The sequence below is a fragment of the Clostridiaceae bacterium genome, assembly GCA_012840395.1.
Taxonomy (GTDB): Bacteria; Bacillota; Clostridia; order Acetivibrionales; family DULL01; genus DULL01.
On sequence record DULL01000002.1, the window covers coordinates 17,410 to 36,755 of the forward strand.

Annotated in this window: 12 protein-coding genes; 4 read left to right on the forward strand and 8 right to left on the reverse strand. The window is 35.6% G+C overall.

From position 1 onward, the window contains the following. Positions 1-19: 19 nt before the first annotated feature. The 5 genes from GXX20_00250 to GXX20_00270 form a co-directional block, all read right to left on the reverse strand. Positions 20-7,474, reverse strand: coding sequence for an amino acid adenylation domain-containing protein (locus GXX20_00250; GenBank protein HHW30100.1), 7,455 nt, complete (start codon positions 7,472-7,474; stop codon positions 20-22). A gap of 17 nt (positions 7,475-7,491) precedes the next feature. Beyond that, positions 7,492-9,879, reverse strand: a complete 2,388-nt coding sequence (locus GXX20_00255) for an endonuclease MutS2 (GenBank protein ID HHW30101.1) — start codon at positions 9,877-9,879, stop codon at positions 7,492-7,494. Positions 9,880-10,034: 155 nt separating this feature from the next. Further along, the gene (locus GXX20_00260; protein ID HHW30102.1) at positions 10,035-10,544 is read right to left on the reverse strand and encodes a hypothetical protein; all 510 of its coding nucleotides are present in this window, start codon (positions 10,542-10,544) and stop codon (positions 10,035-10,037) included. Continuing rightward, positions 10,531-11,163 (reverse strand): J domain-containing protein, encoded by a 633-nt coding sequence (locus GXX20_00265; GenBank protein HHW30103.1) that lies wholly within the window; start codon positions 11,161-11,163, stop codon positions 10,531-10,533. Before GXX20_00265 ends, GXX20_00260 begins: the two co-directional genes overlap by 14 nt. Beyond that, complete coding sequence (locus GXX20_00270) at positions 11,147-12,034, reverse strand: hypothetical protein (GenBank protein ID HHW30104.1); 888 nt, start codon at positions 12,032-12,034, stop codon at positions 11,147-11,149. The genes GXX20_00265 and GXX20_00270 overlap by 17 nt, the downstream gene beginning before the upstream one ends. 281 nt (positions 12,035-12,315) lie before the next feature. Here GXX20_00270 and GXX20_00275 point away from each other — a divergent pair, with 281 nt between their 5' ends. Both GXX20_00275 and GXX20_00280 read left to right on the forward strand, forming a co-directional pair. Beyond that, a complete protein-coding gene (locus GXX20_00275) occupies positions 12,316-13,689 on the forward strand; it encodes an ATP-binding protein (protein HHW30105.1) in 1,374 nt (457 codons plus the stop codon). Between the two features lie 125 nt (positions 13,690-13,814). Next, positions 13,815-14,852, forward strand: coding sequence for an SIS domain-containing protein (locus tag GXX20_00280; GenBank protein HHW30106.1), 1,038 nt, complete (start codon positions 13,815-13,817; stop codon positions 14,850-14,852). A gap of 135 nt (positions 14,853-14,987) precedes the next feature. Here GXX20_00280 and GXX20_00285 read toward each other — a convergent pair whose 3' ends face one another. Together GXX20_00285 and tdh are read right to left on the reverse strand one after the other, a co-directional pair. Then, entirely contained in the window at positions 14,988-16,169 is a 1,182-nt protein-coding gene (locus GXX20_00285; GenBank protein ID HHW30107.1) for a glycine C-acetyltransferase, read from the reverse strand. Positions 16,170-16,281: 112 nt separating this feature from the next. Continuing rightward, positions 16,282-17,313, reverse strand: coding sequence for an L-threonine 3-dehydrogenase (tdh, locus tag GXX20_00290; protein HHW30108.1), 1,032 nt, complete (start codon positions 17,311-17,313; stop codon positions 16,282-16,284). Positions 17,314-17,470: 157 nt separating this feature from the next. Between tdh and GXX20_00295 the strand changes: the two genes are divergently transcribed. Further along, positions 17,471-18,031, forward strand: coding sequence for a helix-turn-helix domain-containing protein (locus tag GXX20_00295; protein HHW30109.1), 561 nt, complete (start codon positions 17,471-17,473; stop codon positions 18,029-18,031). 258 nt (positions 18,032-18,289) lie between these two features. On the opposite strand, the gene GXX20_00300 is transcribed toward GXX20_00295, so the two are convergent. Then, positions 18,290-18,541 (reverse strand): hypothetical protein, encoded by a 252-nt coding sequence (locus tag GXX20_00300; protein HHW30110.1) that lies wholly within the window; start codon positions 18,539-18,541, stop codon positions 18,290-18,292. Between the two features lie 300 nt (positions 18,542-18,841). On the opposite strand from GXX20_00300, the gene GXX20_00305 reads away from it, so the two are divergent. Then, on the forward strand, positions 18,842-19,346 hold a 505-nt coding region (locus GXX20_00305; protein HHW30111.1), incomplete at its 3' end, for a manganese catalase family protein.

A 19,346-nucleotide genomic window follows, 5' to 3' on the forward strand; every position in this document is an offset into this window, starting at 1 on the left:
TGCCTATATTCCCCTATTTCTAAATATTCCAGTTATGTTTGATGAATTTGGTAATTTTATTTAAATATAAGCCGTCAACAGGAGGCCATTGAAAACCTATCCTGGTTAAGTACTTTTGGGTAATGTCTGAATTTATTCTAATACTGGTTTTGCCTAAAGAACGGTTTTGAAAGTACATACCTGAAACAAGGCCAGTTAATGCACCTTGTTTTTCTTTATCTCTTGATATGGTTGATATATAATTATCAAAATCCTGTCTGCTTATCACTTCAATACATATACCATTATTCTTTAAAGACTCTACTATGTCCTTAAAAACAATTGTATTGTTATTGCAGAGATGAAATACTCTCCCACAAGGTTGTCCGGAGTCAATAAGTTTTATTATGGCACGGCTGCAATAATCTACAGGAGTAAGATCTACACTTTCCTGTAAAAGATCTTCTGAAATTCTTTTAATTTTAGCAATTGATGCTATCATGTTATAAAATGCATTTTCATACATATTTATTTGAAACCAACCATCTGAATACCTGCCTGTCAGATTTCCCAGTCTGAATATCGCAGCTTCAAGACCTTCCTTCATTGCCCTAAAAACAAGTCCCTCAGCTTCAAATTTACTTGTAATATATACATTATTATTGAAACTTTGACCAATATAAAAGTCTTTTTCAGTGAAGCTGATTTCTTTTCCTAAGTAGTTTTCAGTATGACTTCCCGCTACACTGCATGTTGAAACATGAGACATTGTCTTACCATATGTTGTGCAAAAATCAATAACTTTCTGGGTACCCTGGACATTAATTTCCTTAAAATCACTATAATTCCCATAATGTTTTACTATTGCTGCAGTATGAATTACATGGCTTACATCCTCTGATACAATTCTTAAATCATTATCGTTCATACCAAGATTATCCAGGGTTATATCTCCACTTATAACGTAAATCCTTGAATCGTTTATCTTTGGATACCTTCCAGGGAAATAATAGTTTAATAACTTCTTAAGTCTTTCCTTTCCTTCTTTCTTGCTCTCGCTCCGAACAAGGCAGTATACCCTGGCGTTAGTGCTCGAAACCAGTTCATTCAGTATATGTATCCCCAGAAAACCTGTTGCTCCTGTTAGTAATATCCCACTGTCATTAATATTTCTATTTTTTATCATTCTAACAGAACTATCCTTCTGGATACTTGAAATATTAATATCTGCCCCGATACTATGTTCATTCCAGCTATTATATTCAATATCATCAATACTCCAGGATCCTTTGATTCTCCCGGCAAGCTTGCTGATTGTCTGGTATTTGTAAAAATCATCAATAGTTAAACCCCAATTATAATGAAGAATTTTTGTCTGTACTTGGATTACTGCAAGAGAGTCTCCCCCAAGCTCAAAGAAATTATGGTTTACACTAAGTTTATCTTTCTCGATATTCAGAACTTCTGACCAGACATTTACCAGTATTTTTTCTATGTCGTCTTCTGCCGGCTTATACTCTTCTTCTGTATCAAAAAGGCGTTCAGGCTCCGGTAACTGATTTCTGTCTATCTTTCCATTTGAATTCAAAGGGAAAGCTTCAAGTATAACAAAATACGTAGGTATCATGTAATCGGGTAACTTTTTGGAAAGGAACAATTTTAAAGAGGCAATAGATATTTTTGTATTCTTTTTAGGAACAAGGTAGGCACACAGATACTTTCTTCCACCTTCTTCCTTATCTACAACCAGGGCCTCTTTTATTTGTTTATGAGTTAATAGCACATTGACTATTTCATCAATTTCAACTCTTATTCCCCTGATTTTAATTTGATGGTCCATTCTCCCGATATATTCAATCTCTCCATTTCCAAGCCATTTACCCAAGTCGCCCGTTCTATATATTCTTTCTCCCGCATCAAAAGGTGAGGGAATGAATTTGCTGCGAGTCAACCCAAAATCATTTAGATATCCTTCCGCAAGCCCATGACCTCCTATACAAATTTCTCCTACTACTCTCTCAGGCAATAACTTCAGGTCCTGGTCAAGAATAAAAATCTTTGTATTTCCAATGGGCTTGCCAATAGTAATGTTATCAGTATTGGTTAAGTCTTTTATAGTAGAATATATTGTTGTCTCTGTTGGTCCATAAGCATTATAAATTTTCGCAGATGTTAATTCTTTAAGCCTGGCAAGAAATTTTACGTCTAAAACTTCTCCGCCAATAATTATATCGGTTAATTTCATAAAGGATATTGAACTCAACTGGTCGTCTGCCATAAGTTTTAAAGTTGAGGGTGTTGTGATAGTAATATTGGCATTATGCTTTATTATAAGTTCATTTAATAGTCTTGGATTATTATATTGAGTATCATTGGCTAAAACAATTTTCATACCCTTTGAAAGAGGAAGCAATGTTTCAAAAGCAAAAATATCAAAACACATGGTTGTTTTACACAGCATGGTTTTATTAGATAAACTAATATCCGCTGAGGCAACATGTATAAAGTTATTTAAAGGTTTATGGGAAAGTATAACCCCTTTTGGATTGCCTGTTGAGCCCGATGTGTAAATAACGTATAGCGGGTGGTGGCTTTGGCTGACTTTTGGTGGATTCTCTTCACTGCATTTATTAATATCTTCACTATCAACCAGTACAATATCACATCCGGTTACCGGTACATCTTTTAATCTCTCACTCTGTGTCAAGATAATGACTGCCTTGCTGTTTTCAATCATATATTTTATTCTTTCATAAGGATACCTGTAATCTATGGGCATGTATGCCCCGCCTGCTTTTATGACACCCAATATTCCGGCAATCAACTCAACAGACCTGTTTAGCATTATTCCTACAATACTACCGGGGGCAATACCTTTTTTCCTTAAATACCAGGCAATCTGATTTGCTTTTTTATTCAAATCCGAGTAAGAAACCTGTAAATTTTCGAATAATAATGCAGTATTGTCAGGAGCTTTTTCTACTTGTTCTTCAAATAATTCATCTATAGTTTTATCTAAGGGATATTCCACTGCAGTCATATTATAGCTTTGTATTATTCTTTTTTTATCTTCTTCTGAAAGTAGTTCAATGTCTTTTATTACTTTTTCAGGATCTTCCAGTACATCTTCCAAAATGCTGATATAATGTTCTCCCATTAGCCTAATTGTATTTGAGGTGTAGGTTCCTGCACAATAGTCAAATAAGAAAGCTATGCCTTCATCAGTTTCCCAAGCCTCCAGTACCAGGGGAAATCTTGCAGTTTTATAACCAAGTTCGAAAGTAGTTATATTAAGATCATCCATTTTTATATTAGGAGAATCCTTTGCGCGTAAAGAAAACATGGTATTAAATATTGGATTCCTCTCTACGTCCCTTTTCAGTTTCAGGCTGTTTACCAGGTCATCAAACTGATAATCCTGGTTCTCAAGTGCTTTTAATGTGCAGTCCTTTACTTTAGATAAAAACTCTTTATATGTCAGATCTTTGCGGGGGAAATTTCTTAAAGCAAGTGTATTTACAAATGTGCCTATGATATTTTGAAATTCAATTTTTTTCCTTCCTGCTACCGGAGTACCAACAATTATGTCTTCCTGGCCGGAATATTTTGATAAAAGAATATTATATACACTTAGCAGGATCATAAAAAGTGTTGTCCCTGTTCCCGAAGCAAGTTTCTTTATCTTTTCTGCAACTGATTTCCCTACAGTAAACCTCCATGAACCGACACCATTTGTTTTTGACAAATGCGGTGAAAAGTCAGTTGGCAGATTTAATACCGGAAGTTCTCCCGAAAGCTGTTCTAACCAGTATTTTTCCTGCTTTTTCAGAGTTTCTGAATTAACCAGTTCATTTTGCCATACAGCATAGTCTTTATAATGTACCTTTAACTCTGATAAACTTTTACCGCTGTACAAATCACCTAATTCTTTCATTAAAATATTAATAGACAAACCATCTGAAATTATATGATGGATATCAAAAAGAAGTACATGCCTGTCCTTACCTATCTTTACAAGACTTGCTCTCATAATCGGTGCCTTGGTAAGATCGAAAGGCTGGACAAAATTGTTAATTATATCTTTGATATCATTTGTTTCTCCATCAATATACTCAATGGAAAAGTCCACTCTTTCCAAAATCTTTTGAACAGGTACTCCGTCAACCAATTTAAAACAAGTTCTTAATGCTTCATGCCTGTTAATCAGATGCTTAAAACAGTTTTCTAATAGAGTTACATCAAGTTTACCCTCAATATTTAATGCTCCGGGCATATTATATGAAGTTCCGTCCTCATCAAGCTGAGTCAAAATATACATTCTCTTTTGAGCAGAAGAAAGCGGATAATATTCCCGAATTCCAGCATGAGGCACTTCCGCTATCTCTTTTTTCCCCAGATTTCTTATGTGCCCAGCCTGTTCCTTTATAGTCTCCAGCTTATAAATGTCTTCTATAGAAATATTTACATTAAATTCTTTGGAAATAGCAGATACAACATAAATAATACTGAGTGAATCTCCACCAAGTTCAAAAAAGCTGTCATTTACGCTTATCTTATCAATGTTTAACGCTCTGCACCATATTTCTGACAACTTTATTTCAATTTCATCTGCAGGCAGTTCAAATCCGCTCACTTTATTTTCACTTAAGACGGGGGTGGGGAGCTTTTCCCTGTCAATCTTACCATTTGGAGTCAATGGTATCTCATTAATATACATGAAATATGATGGAATCATATATACAGGCAGCTGTTGTGACAGAAAATTCCTGATATTACGGATTTCCTTTCCATCCTTGGGCACTATATATGCGCATAAATACTTCCTGAAATATTGATCTTCCCTGTCGATAACAACTGCCTTTTCCACCTGCTCATGCTGAAGCAGCAGGTTTTCTATTTCACCTAGTTCTATTCTTAGACCTCTTATCTTTACCTGATTGTCCGCTCTTCCAACAAACTCTATTTCCCCGTTGGTAAGCCATCTTCCAAGATCTCCTGTTTTATAAATATATTCTCCTTTAACAAAAGGGCTTGGAATAAATTTTTCACCTGTCATCTGTTCTCGATTTATATACCCTCTTCCAACTCCTGCTCCTCCAATATAAATTTCTCCTGTTCTATTTAACGGAAGAGGATTTAAATATTCATCCAGTATATATATTTTTGTATTTGAAACAGGTGCTCCAATGCTTATGTAACCTGCATCCGTAAGATCCTTAATGGTGGAATATATGGTTGTTTCTGTAGGTCCGTATCCGTTAAAAATTCTGGCTTTTGTTATACTCCTTAGCTTTTCAAGTAAAGCTATAGGAAAAGCCTCTCCTCCAAGAATAATTGTCTTTAGCCGCCTTAATCCATCTGTTATATCTCCGGTACTTAGGAACATATTCATTATTGAAGGAGTGGTCTGTAAAACATCAGCCTCGTTTTCTATAATTGCTTTATTAAGTTTCTCTGGAATTCTTTGTTGTTCTCTGTTCGCAATTATAACCTTGCAACCTTTAAGAAGAGGAATAATAGCTTCAAATATGAATATATCAAAAGAAACTGTGGTTATGGATATTACACTGGTTCTATGAGAAAATCCCACAATATCTGATGTTCCGGCCATTAAGCTGACAATTCCCCTATTGTTTAACATAACACCTTTCGGCTGCCCTGTAGAACCAGATGTATATATCACATATGCCAAACTGTCTAAAGAGCTAATACTCTCAAGGTTGCTTCCAGGTTTGTCAGCAATGTCATCATCCTGGAATGTTACTATTTCACCTCTGAAATTATACTTTCTGACTAAATCCTTCTGTGTAAGCAAAATCTTGCTCCCACTGTCTTCGATAATAAATTTAATTCTTTCGTCAGGGTAATCAGGATCTATTGGCAAATAAGCCGCTCCCGCCTTTAGAATTCCAATAATACCCACTATCATATCAAGAGAACGATTTGCTATTAAAGATACTATACTGTCTCTGGTTGCTCCTTTAGCTCTGAGTACTCTTGCCAGTCTGTTAGCTCTTTCATTGAGTTCCCTGTAGGTTAAACTTTTATCTTCAAATACAAGCGCAATATTGTCCGGAGTCCTTGATACTTGTTCTTCAAACAGTTGATGTACAGTTCTGTCTTCTGAATAATGGAAAGTTGTATCATTAAAATCATTTAGTATTTTTTTCTTTTCATTTTCCTCCATAATCTCCAGCTGGTAAAGCTTTTTTGAAGGATCAGAAATAATGTCATTTATAAGAACCATAAGGCCATTATGGATTTGATGAATATCCTTTTCAGTAAAAAGATTTTCCAGGTAATCATAATCCAATATCATGCTTCCGGAACTTTCCCTGTCACTTATATGTATATATAACGGATCTGTCTGATTGCCATTAAAATTCCAATGCGTTACATAATCAGTTATATAAGTGGATTTATTAAATTTTGCATTTTGATAGGATATCACTATATCATATAGGTTATCAACAAACTTGTATTTTTCTCTTAGACTTTTTAATAATAAATCATATGGATAATTACTGTGTCTTAATATAGATCTCCATTCTCTTGATACTTGTTGTACAAAGTTTACAAAATCCAGATTTTTATCAATTTTAAGACGGAAAGGAACCGTGTTGACAAATATACCCAAAGTATCTTTTTCTCTGCTATTGGATCTATTTAAAACCGGTGTACCAATTATAATATCATTTTTTGATGTAACCCTTGCTATATAGCAAAATAAAGTTGATAAAAAAAAGATAAAAGGTGATATTTTATATTCATCACAAAAAGCATTTATCTTAAGTAATTGTTCAGGAGAAATAATGTTAGTTTTACGTATTGAACCTGTACACCTGTTATTTCTTGTGGAATATGTTAAACTGGCTTTCTCTTCCGGTATACCATTAAATATGGAATTCCAGAATTCTTCATCCTTTTGGAATTTATTAGAGTTCTTGTACTCAACCTCTTTTTGTATATAATCCACATAAGAAGGCTTAACATCCTCCGGAATCGGTGTATTGTTCACCAGCCTCCAGTAATATTCCAGAATCTGATTTATAACCGAGGTCATAGTCCAGGCATCGGATACTAAATGATGAGCTTTTATGTAGAAGCCGCCTTCCTGCTGGCTTAGCTTAACCAAAGCAAAATAGTATAAACTTGAATCTAAAAGTTGGAAGTTTTCCCGGGTTTTATCATCACTCCACTTTTCCAGTGCTGATGCTTCCTCTCGGGAAAAATCCACATAGTCCAGCTTGATATATTTGTATTCAGAGATATATTGGAAAGGAGTTACGTCTTTTTCCACTATCCTGAACCTCATGGAATCATTTTTTTCAAAGGCTATATTAATAGCCCTCTCAAGAGAACAATAGTCAATTTCTCCTTTAAGAATTACTGTACCTGCAATATTTCCGATACTTGTCCCAGGGTAATATTTTTCTATATACCATATGCCCATCTGAGGATGTGAAAGAGGATAGAACTCTAATGTATTATACATAATGACCTCCCATTTGACTATTTAATCTCTGCTATAGTAACACCCATTTCTCCTTCTCCATAACTTCCGAGTCTAAAAGATTTAACATGGGGATGTCCTTTCAGAAACTGGTGTATTCCCTTTCTTAACGCACCAGTTCCTTTTCCGTGTATAATTGTTATTTCCTTCAATCCTGCAATACTTGCATCATCAAGAAACTTATCTATTAGCTCGCATGCTTCATCCACTGTGGTCCCTCTCAGGTCTATCTCGGTAACAGCAGCCATGGCTTTTGACATAGAAATCTTTCCCGAACCTACTTTATGAACCTGGCTCTTTTGTTCATCTATAAGTTTAAGTGTACTAATATGGACATTGATTTTCATTATACCTGCCTGTACAATTACCTCACCATCTTTATCAGGAGGACTTATTACGATCCCTTTCTGATTCAGATGAAGAATTAGTACACTATCTCCCGGTTTCAAATTTTCAGGAGCTTTGGCGTTTTCTTCTATGGGTATTAATGGAACTGCCAAGGCCTGGTCCAATTTGTCAAGTTCATTTTTTAGCTTAAGTCTCAGTTCTTCAGCTTCTTTGTTCTTTTTGGCAATCTCGGTCTCTCTTTCCAGATTTCTTAATCTCTCAAGAATTTCCTGAGATTGCTCTTTAGCAGAAATTAAAATCTTTTTGGCTTCTTCCCTGGCTTCTCTCAACAGTTTTTCCTTTTCAGCCTCAAATTTCTTCTTTTGCCTTTCCATTTCATCCTTCAATTTTTCTATTTCGATCCTGTAACTCTCGGTTTTCATTCTCTCAGCAAGGGTTTTCTGCCTATCCTCTTCCATAGACATAAGTATATCTTCAAACTGAATATTTTCACTGCTTAAAAATTCTTTGGCCTTTTTGAGTATTTCCTCCGAAAGTCCCAGCCTTCTGGAAATGGCAAAGGCATTACTTTTTCCGGGTACTCCTATCAGGAGATTGTAAGTCGGCCTTAAAGTCTGAACATCAAACTCACAGGAAGCATTCTCAACTCCCGGTGTTGATATAGCATATAATTTCAGCTCACTATAATGTGTAGTTGCGACTACAGTAGCCCTGATCTGCCTAAGATGCTCTAATATTGCCATAGCAAGGGCTGCTCCTTCGGAAGGATCTGTCCCTGCTCCAAGTTCATCAAAAAGCACAAGAGATTTTTCATCCGCCTCATCAAGTATCTGTACAATATTAGTCATGTGGGATGAAAAAGTACTAAGACTTTGTTCTATACTTTGCTCATCTCCAATGTCTGCAAAAACATGCCCGAAAATTCCCATGACTGTGCCATCATTTGCAGGGACATGAAGTCCTGCTTGAGTCATTAACACAAATAGGCCCACTGTCTTTAATGTAACTGTTTTACCACCGGTATTAGGACCTGTTATAACAATAGTACTTATAGAATCTCCTACCCAGAAATTTATAGGTACTACTGTTTTTTTATCCAGCAACGGGTGTCTTCCTTTTTTAATAATAATACGTCCTTCAGTATTTAGCCTGGGACAAACGCAATTATATTCAAGGCTCATCCTTCCCTTGGCAAATATAAAATCCAGTCTTGCCAGCAGATGAACACTGGATAAAAGCAAATCTGTAATATTTCTTACATCATCGGTCAATTCCCTGAGTATTCTTTCTATTTCTGCCTGTTCTTTAATCCTGAGCTGTCTGATATCATTATTTGCATTTACAACAGACATTGGCTCAATAAAAATTGTAGCTCCGCTGGAGGACATATCATGAACTATTCCGGGAACTTCATTCCTGAATTCCTGCTTTACCGGAATAACATAACGGTCTCCTCTAACTGTGACAATAGCATCCTGCAAATATTTCTGATATGATGAAGATTTTATTAATTCATTTAACCTGTCCTTTATAGAATTCTGCTTGTCCCTTATCTGTCTTCTTATATTACCTAAAAGAGGGCTGGCCTCATCGGATAATTCTTCATCATTTATAATCGACATCTCAATTCTGTCTTCTAAACGCTTATTAGTAACCAAACCGCTTATCAGTTTATTTATTATGCTGTCGGGATTAAAGTCCTTATCCCGTTCACCAGTACCGTTATAAGCTTTTAAATTTCTGCAGGCCCTTAAAGTATCACCAATTCCAAGTAATTCTCCTGGATTTAGCACTCCGCCTAATTCAAGCCTTTTAAGGCTGCTCCTGATATCATGGATGCCTCCTAATGGAGGATTACCTTTTCGCAGAATATAGCTTACTGCATCATCTGTTTCATCCAGCATTTCCTTTATACGGTGCTGGTCAGTTTCTGGTAAAAGCTGTTCGGCTATCTCCCTTCCCAATACAGAAGTTGTCATATTAGCCAATATTCTGATTATCTTGTCAAATTCCAACACCTTTAAGGTTCTTTCATGCATACATATAATTACTCCAAACCTACATATTTTTACTAAATTATTTATAAAGTTCAATTTTTATTGATTTATAATTATAGCATGTATTAAAAAAAGGAGCAACGATAGGCAATAATCTGTAATATTACCCGAATTTTCTGAATATATTATCCTTATATTTACCTTACTTTTTTTAATTTTTCAACATAATACTGTATAAAGAGGGTATAAACATAATCATAAATTATGAAAACCACCTCCATAACTATGATTATGAACCATAAAGATATTGAATCATTTAGTTGGGCAATAAAGAAAATTCTTATAATTATAAATGCCAGTGCCAGGCATATATTGAAGAAAAGAACTTTCAAAACGTACTCACTAACTATTTTCCCAATTCTCTCTATATAGGATTTTAGAATTCCATATGTTCCGAAAAAAAGGAAATATGGAATAAGACCTATTTTATCCGGTACAATAATAAAGGCCAGAATGGATGTTACCAGGTAGAAAATCCACCCACTTCTTAAGCCTCCCTCAATAATCATAACTGCAGAAAAAAATGAACTTAAAACATATAACGACAATTTTACAGTAGGAGTAATAGATTCAACATATAATAATATGACTGTAATGGCAGCCAATATTCCGCCTAATGTAATGGCCTTTCTGTTAACAGCAACCAATCAGATCTCCTCCCATACATTCGCAGCAACAGTCGGAACAAATTAAACACTGACACATCGTGCAAAAATCAGGTCCCTGTGAATAACCTTTTCTATAGGCAGTATCCCAATACTGACCTCCTGCCATATTAAATCGGCTCAGGGCAGCTCTGTATTCATAGTTAGAAGGATCCATATTTACTGCAGTCTGAATATGGGAATAAGCTTCATCATACCAACCTCTACGTAAAAAAACCAGGCCTTTTAAATAATACCACTCTGCATTTCGGATGGATGATCTGCTTAGCAACTCTTCTGCAGCACCAATATTTCCGTTATTTATATTCATTCTAATCCTCTGAAATAACCCGCTGTCATTACCTGCTCCACCATACTGGCTTCCATTTTTTCTTGTATCACTGCTATTGCCTGTGTATCTTCCAGCTCTTGAAAATCCGTTTTTAGCCAGGTAATCATAAGCTTCATTTATTTCGCGAAGTTTTTCTTCTGCAAGTTTCTCCAACGGGTTACCTCTATACTGATCAGGATGATATTTTTTTACCAATTCTCTGTATGCTTTTTTTATTTCTTCCTCGCTGGCTCCCTCTCTTACTCCCAGTACTTCATACGGATTTTTCAAATTCTCTACAACTCCCTTTTTCCAATATCTTTTCTGTCTTTCTCAACATACCCAAATAAATAATATTCTCTAAAATACCGGCATTATTACCTTTTTCCAGCAGCTCAAAAGCCTTTGATATTTCTGAAAGGCAATACATGAGATTCATTTTTATACGCTCTTTAATTTGCTCTTTAAATTCTTCAGTATTCTGCCCCTTATAGTTAAACTGGTAAATTAATGGATTATATTTTTTCTTCTTATAATCTATGTCAATATCATGGTAAGCATCAAGAATATATATCCATTTTCCCAGATTATAACCTAGCCATCTTAATATTTTATCAAGCTTTTCATCCTGACAAAAAGGCTCATAAGCTGTCACTTCCTCCATTAATTTTGCAAAAGGTTCTGCAACCTCATCAATTGACGGACACTTTACTTTTTCCAGATTGTGAAGAAGGTTTAGTTTTTTCTCAATTATATCACACTTTTTTGGATATTTTTTATACAATTTACAATAGGCTCTTTTGAGGTAAAGCACTCCCATGCCTGCCAAAACAGATTTGTCGTCTGCCCAGTTATCTTTCAGGTTATGGTATGCAAGAATTATATTAATATCAGAAGCATAATCAATAACCTCCGAGTCTCTTGCAACAAAAAGTTTTTTCAGAGGATGAATAAAACATTTTTCCTTCCTGATTTTTACGTTTTCCCTGCTGATAGAATCTAAAAGAAGAGCAAGGAAAGCTGAATCATAATTAAGTGAGATACGGGTAATTTGCCCAAACCTGTCTCCGATAGATTTGCAAACACCACAGTAGTAGGCTCTGAATATCTCATACTCTTTAATTTTCAGCTCCGGTTTTTCCGGTAGAATATATCCGAACATCTTCCCTTTAAAGTTTCCCTTTCAAGAATAGCTAAGCAAAATAATATATCTTTTTAGCAAAACTATTATATCAGTTTTCACAGGCAAAATTAATATACTGCTTTAACAATAAGTTGCTAGATTAATATTTACATTTTTATTGTCATTGCTATATTATATTGATAATTGAAATCATTTTGCCAGTTTTTATATGGCATATGCGTTATTAAAGAAAACAACATATGAACAATTTTTTACCTAAACTAGCATAAAAAATTTAGAAAACATAAGCGAGGTAGTTTATGAATTCACTAGACATAATAAAAGAAGCCAGGTTTGCACTAAAATCTCTCACAGTATACAGAAATCTTCTTCAGGATAAGGTTTTCGAGAGCCTCTCTTGTTTGCTGGAATGTTTCTTTACTGGTTCAGAGGCTTTAGATCCTGAAAAAACATTGCATTATTACTGCCAGTTGTTTAACTATCTTAGTACATCAGACAGATTTATTTCTCTAAAAAACTATATAATTGAAAGTATTATTTTAAATGAAAATCCTTTTTCCCTTCAGGCAGAAAAAAGAGAGTTTTCAATGATAGATAGCGCCCTTAAAGAAGCTGCTAAAAGTGATTTGCATTGTCTGGAGGCTATTTCCAGGTTGTCATCAGAGCATATCAAGGATTATCTGCTTAACTGCCCTACCTTAAATATATTTAAAAATATTATTAATAATCTTCCTTCTTGGAATATGTCCTTTGAAAGTATAAAAAATGCACCAGCGTCATATATTTCTGAAGAAGATCTCTATAGCCTGAAAGAAAAGCTGTGGAATCATGATAATTGGAATCTTTACCTGGAGCAACTATGTAATTTTTATAATAAATGGGGTTGCGGTATTTTTAGCAGATATAAAGCTTTTATATGGGAACATTCAGGAACATGTGGATTTTTAAAAGGTGTTGAATCCCCCGATCCGATTACTTTATCTGACTTGATAGGCTATGAAGAAGAAAGACAAATAGTAATAGAAAACACTCTTCATTTTCTAAGAAATTATCCGGCAAATAACATTCTTCTTTACGGTGACAGAGGAACAGGAAAATCATCTACTGTAAAAGCAATACTGAATGAATTCTTTAAAATGGGTCTCAGGGTTATTGAAGTTCCAAAAAAAGATCTAATAGATTTTCCAAAAATAATTGATTTAGTAGAAAAAAGGAAACATAAATTTATATTTTTTGTTGATGACCTGGCCTTTGAAGATAATGAAGAAAACTATACTGCTCTTAAAGCTGTTCTGGAAGGTAGTCTCGAGATTAAACCTGCCAATGTTTTAATATATGCCACTTCAAACCGGCGCCATTTAATTAAGGAGAAGTTCAGCGACAGAGCGGGATTACACTCAGGAATAAAGGAAGACGAAATCAGAGCTGGTGATACTATTCAAGAAAAATTGTCGCTTTCTGACCGTTTTGGCATAACAGTATCATTTATCTCTCCAGATAAAAAGAAATATCTCAAAATAGTGGAGGGTATTGCAGTTAAGAGAGGCTTGAATGTAGACACCGAATATCTTCATACAGAAGCTTTAAAGTGGGAATTATGGTATAATGGAAGATCTCCAAGAACAGCCCGTCAGTTCATTGACTGGTTGGAAAGCAAATTATCCGAAAAGTAAGGTAATAATTTGAATAGTAAGGCAGTAATTTGACAACTAAATATCAAGGACTTAGAATAATAGTATAACAAAAGTTATTAAAGAGAAAAAGCAATAATAATTGTCAATCGAAGGGAGTTTTTTTTATGTTATTGATGTGGAAAGAAATAATGGAGCAGCCTTCGGCAATTGAAAGAAATTTTGCTTCTAATTCTCCAAAGATCGATCAAATTCTGGAAGAAATAAGTAATAGGAATATTCATTGCGTTTATACTGCAGCAAGAGGAACCTCAAATCATGCTGCTTTCTACGGCAAATATGCATTGGAAATGACAGTTGGAATACCGGTTTCTTTAGGTGCTCCTTCAATTACAACAATTTATGGCAAGAAAGTGAATTTTGAAAATTGTTTGGTTATAGCAATCTCCCAGTCAGGAAAAGCAGCAGATGCTTTAGAAGTCATTAAAGAAGCCAACCGCCAGGGAGCTTTAACAATTAGCATAACGAATTATCCAGATTCTCCCTTGGCTCTGGAAGCTAAATATCATCTCTGTTGTGAAGCAGAACCCGAATTAAGTGTAGCTGCTACAAAAACTTTTACATCACAGATGTTTCCTTTTGCATTACTGGCTGCAAAATGGGCTAAGGATAATGAATTAATTCAAGAGCTTAAGAAAATACCTGAAAAACTAACTGAGACTTTTAAATTAGCTGATATTATTGAAAATAGGGTTGAGAGATACCGCTTTATGAATGAGTGCTTTGTACTTTCAAGAGGTGCCAACTATCCCATAGCCCTTGAATCAGCTCTTAAAATCCAGGAGACTACATATGTAAGAGCAAAAGCATTCCCTACTTCCGAATTCTATCATGGACCCATAGCAATGCTTGATAGGGAAATCCCTGCCATACTCTATGCTCCTGAAGGTCCTTCCTTTAAGAATTTGCAGGAAATGGCCCTCAAGCTGAAAGATAAAGAAGTTGAAACTGTTGTTGTGTCAAATAACGCCGAAATGCTTTCTATGGGAACAACTGCATTCAGAATACCTGAGACCAGCAATGACCTAATTTCGCCATTCCTTTGTGCTGCTGTTGCCCAGATGTTTGCATGTAAACTATCCCTGGCAAAAGGATTAAACCCAGATAGTCCAAGAAGCTTGAGCAAGGTAACCATAACTTTATAATCAGGAGCAAGGGGACCAGGAGCAAGGGGACCAGGAGCAAGGGGACCAGGAGCAAGGGGACCAGGAGCAAGGGGACGGTTCTTCTGCTTCCGTCAAAACGGAAGCAGAAGAACCGTCCCCTTGCTTCCTGGAGGTTTATATTTTGCAGCATTCCTTTAATACTTCAACTGCATAGTCTATATCATCATAGCTCAACACATCTGACACCTGAATACGAATTCTTGCCTTCCCTTCTGGAACAACCGGATAACCAAATCCAATAGCATATACACCTTTTTTCAACATAGCATCTGCTATCCTTATAGCCTCAGCAGTATCACCTATCATAATAGGTATAATAGCACTGTCTCCTTCCAGAGGTGACAAACCAGCATTACGAAGTGCCTTTCTCATATATTCGGTCTTTTTCTTTAATGAACCAACTATTTCAGGATTTACCTTCAAATAATTTACAGCAGCAAGAGAAATTCCTGCTATTACTGGCGGAAGTGAATTGGAGAATAAGTGAGGTCTTGATTTCTGAACAAGCATGTCAATAACAGATTTTTTAGCAGCTATAAATCCTCCTCCTGCACCTCCCAAAGCTTTACCGAAAGTTCCCGATATTATGTCAACTTTACCAATCATGCCATAGTATTCTTCTGTTCCTCTTCCTGTCTTTCCTATTACACCTGTAGCATGGGAATCATCCACCATAACAAGAGCACCATATTTCTCCGCAAGATCTACTATTCCTGGCAAAGGTGCGATATCTCCCTCCATGGAAAATACCCCATCTGTAACTATCAATGCAGTACCTTTGTCTCCGGCTTCCTTCAATCTTTCCTCCAGTGAATCAAGGTCAGCATGTTTATAGGTACACCTGTTAACTCCCTTCCCCACCAACCTGCAACCATCAATAATGCTTGCATGATTTAGTTCATCAGATATCACCGTATCCCCGGGACCTAATAATGCTGGTATAACTGCAGTATTTGCATTCCAGCAGGAAGTATATGTAAGTGCGGCTTCTCTGCACAGAAACTCTGCCACAGTTTCTTCGAGTTTCCTATGTATATCAAAAGTACCACATATAAACCGTACACTTGCGGCACCTGCACCGTATTTTTCTAAAGCCTCAATTCCTCCTCTGATGATTTCAGGTTTATCAGTCAGACCAAGATAATTGTTTGAGCAAAGAATTATAACCCTGCCATATCCTTCTATTGCAGTTTTATTAGACAGTTTCTCAGTAAGATACTGAAGTTTCTTATATGTTCCTGTTTTTTTAAGCTCTGTTAATGTAGAATCAAGATTTTCATAAAAAAGTTTTTTCAATGATTCCTCCCTCCTCACATTAAATAACTTCTATCATCAAGTTCAGATACCTGAGCAAATACATACATATGATTAACTTAAGATATACGATTAACTCATTATATATGATGAATCATCCTATCCTGAGCAATACTTTCACCGCTTCCTGCTTTTCCATCATAATAAATCCCTTTTCAACCTCATCCATGTCAAGAACGTGTGTAATTACCGGGTCAATGTCACTTCCGTGCTTCTGAAGGAACTGGTCGCATTGATACCAAGTTTCAAATATTCTTCTTCCGGTTATTCCGTGAATTGTAATACCTTTAAAAATAATACTGTCTGCAAAATTAACTAATATATCTCCTGCAGGTATCCCCAGAAAGCTTGCATTTCCTCCATTTGACAAAACCTCAAGGCCAAGATTAATTGCACTTTTATTTCCGCTCATTTCAAGAAGCACATCTGGTCCTAATCCATCTGTTAAGTCAATAATCTTTTCTTTCAGATCACCTTCCCATGGATCAAATACCGCATCAGCCCCCAGTTTCAGAGCTATATCCTTTTTATACTGTGAAGGTTCAATTACAATAACTTTTGAAGCACCGTTAATTAATGCTATTGGTATCGCAAATAAACCTATGGAACCTGCTCCAGTTATCAAAACGGTTTTAGAAGAAACATCCTGAGCCATTACAGTGTGCATGGCATTTCCCAGTGGATCAAATAAAGCTGCATACTCGTCAGGTATTGAATCATGTACAGGCCACACATTATCTGCAGGAACTGTAATGTATTCTGCAAAACAACCATTTCTGTCAACTCCAATTATTTCAACATCCTTGCAAACATGACCAAAACCTGTTTTGCAATATTTGCATCTCCCACAGGTAATATGCCCTTCTGCAGACACTCGTTGTCCCACTGTCAAACCTTTACAATTTTTCCCTACCTGGCATATTTCTCCAACAAATTCATGTCCTATGATTAAAGGAGTCTTAATTCTTTTCTGAGACCATTCATCCCATTCATAGATATGCAAATCAGTTCCACAGATTCCTGCAATTTTCACCTTAATCAGAACTTCATCCTGAGAGGGTTCCGGAATTTCTGAAGTAATAAGGCTTATTCCTCTGTCTTCTTTTTCTTTAACTATAGACCTCATCAAAATCACAACCTTCTTATTTGCAGAACACAATTTCCTATGCTATACTAAATAAGCAGTAGCGAAATTATGTTGTTTAATATATTGTATCTATTGTTCATTATATTACCACTAGTAATATATGTCAATACCTTTATTTGTATTGGGAGATGGTTTTGTGGTTTCCGGCCAACCGCCAAAAGTAGGAAAAAATATTATGAATCAAAGAAAAGCAAAGGGTATGTCTCTTGATGAACTGGCAAAACGTTCAGGAGTATCAAAGTCTATGTTGTCCCAGATAGAACAGGAAAGGACAAATCCTACCGTTATTACTGTATGGAAAATCGCCCGTTCGCTGAATCTATCAGTGCAAGAGCTCATGGAAGCAGGTTCTGATTCAAACATAGATGTAATAAGATATGATGACTCACCTGTTATTTATTCCGAAGATAAATTATGTACTATAAGAATTAATTCTCCTATTTACATGGCTGATAATCTGGAATTATATTATTTTACATTTAAGCCCGGAGGGGTGAACCGTTCTCTTCCTCATTACCCGAATGCAGTGGAGTTTTTAACTGTAATTACAGGACAGTTAAAAGTTACTTCAGGTGAACATTCAACTATATTGAACAAGGGTGACACTGCCCGTTACAGAGGCGACAGAGAACATTCCATTGAGAACATTTCAAACAATGTTTCGGAAGCCTATCTCGTTGTATGGTTTCCCAAATGAAAATTTAAAATAATAGCAGTTCTGATACATTTCTTTTCATTGTTTTCCTCAGTTCAATAAATTTCACTTCAATAATTAAGCTCTCTTGCTTTAGCTACAACCTGAACTTGCCTGTTTACTCCCAATTTATCATAAATATTCTTAATATAGCTCTTTACAATATTTAAATACTCCGGTAATATAATTGTTTTCAAAATACAGTACTCCTAAAGGGATTCCTTGAATGCGTTTTGTTTAGATCATTATCTCTTAAGGCACCTATAAAGAGCAAGGAGTGAATGATACATAGGGTTCTTCCCATTTCGTATCTTCAAAAGTATGAGGATATGAGTTTTCAAGAGCTTGCTGTTCTTTTCCCAACAACCGGATGATCATCACTAGAATCTCCGACCGTGTCGGCACCCCATGGAGCTCGAAACCATTTCCTGTTCCCCGCACAATACCCAAAACATTTAAACCTTCTGCATAAGGCGAAATATCAAGCCCGGTTGCAAAGGCTGGTATCATCATACATAAGCAGGTTACACATAGCTAATAAATTAATAAATTCTTTAAATTCTCTGCAAATTTCATCCTTTTCTCCTTAAAACTCTATAGCAGAAAATTTTTCTATTATCTACAAAAATTCCTCTATTTTCTATTGTAGAAAAAATCATTTTTATAATCAAATAAATATTTAACATTGTAATAATAAACAAAGGAAGGATAGCACTAAGGTTAATAAAGCAATAACAATTAATAAATGAATATTTTATATATATATATGCTAAAGCTAATAAAAATAAAGAATTCACAAAGGAGTTGGTAAATATGTTTAAACATGATAAGAACCTTCTGCATGAAGTTAGAGTAGATGCACCAAACGCAAATTATGCAGCTATGATGCAAGAACAACTTGGTGGGCCTCAGGGAGAATTAAAAGCAGCACTTCAATACCTTTCTCAGAGTTTTCGTATAAAAGACCCCGAAATTAAGGATTTATTTCTTGACATTGCTTCTGAGGAATTAAGCCATATGGAAATGGTTGCTACTACCATAAATTTACTGAACGGTCATGTACCTGATGCAAAGAATGCAACAATTGGTAATGTAGAAGCACATGTATTAACAGGACTTACCCCTTTTTTAAGCAATGCATCAGGCTATTTATGGACTGCTGCCTATATAAATGAGACTGGTGACCTTGCGGCCGACATATTGTCCAATATCGCAGCAGAGCAGAGAGCAAAAGTTGTTTACGAATATCTCTATAGGCAAATCAACGATAAAGGCGTAAGGGATACAATCGACTTTTTACTAAACCGTGAAGAAGCCC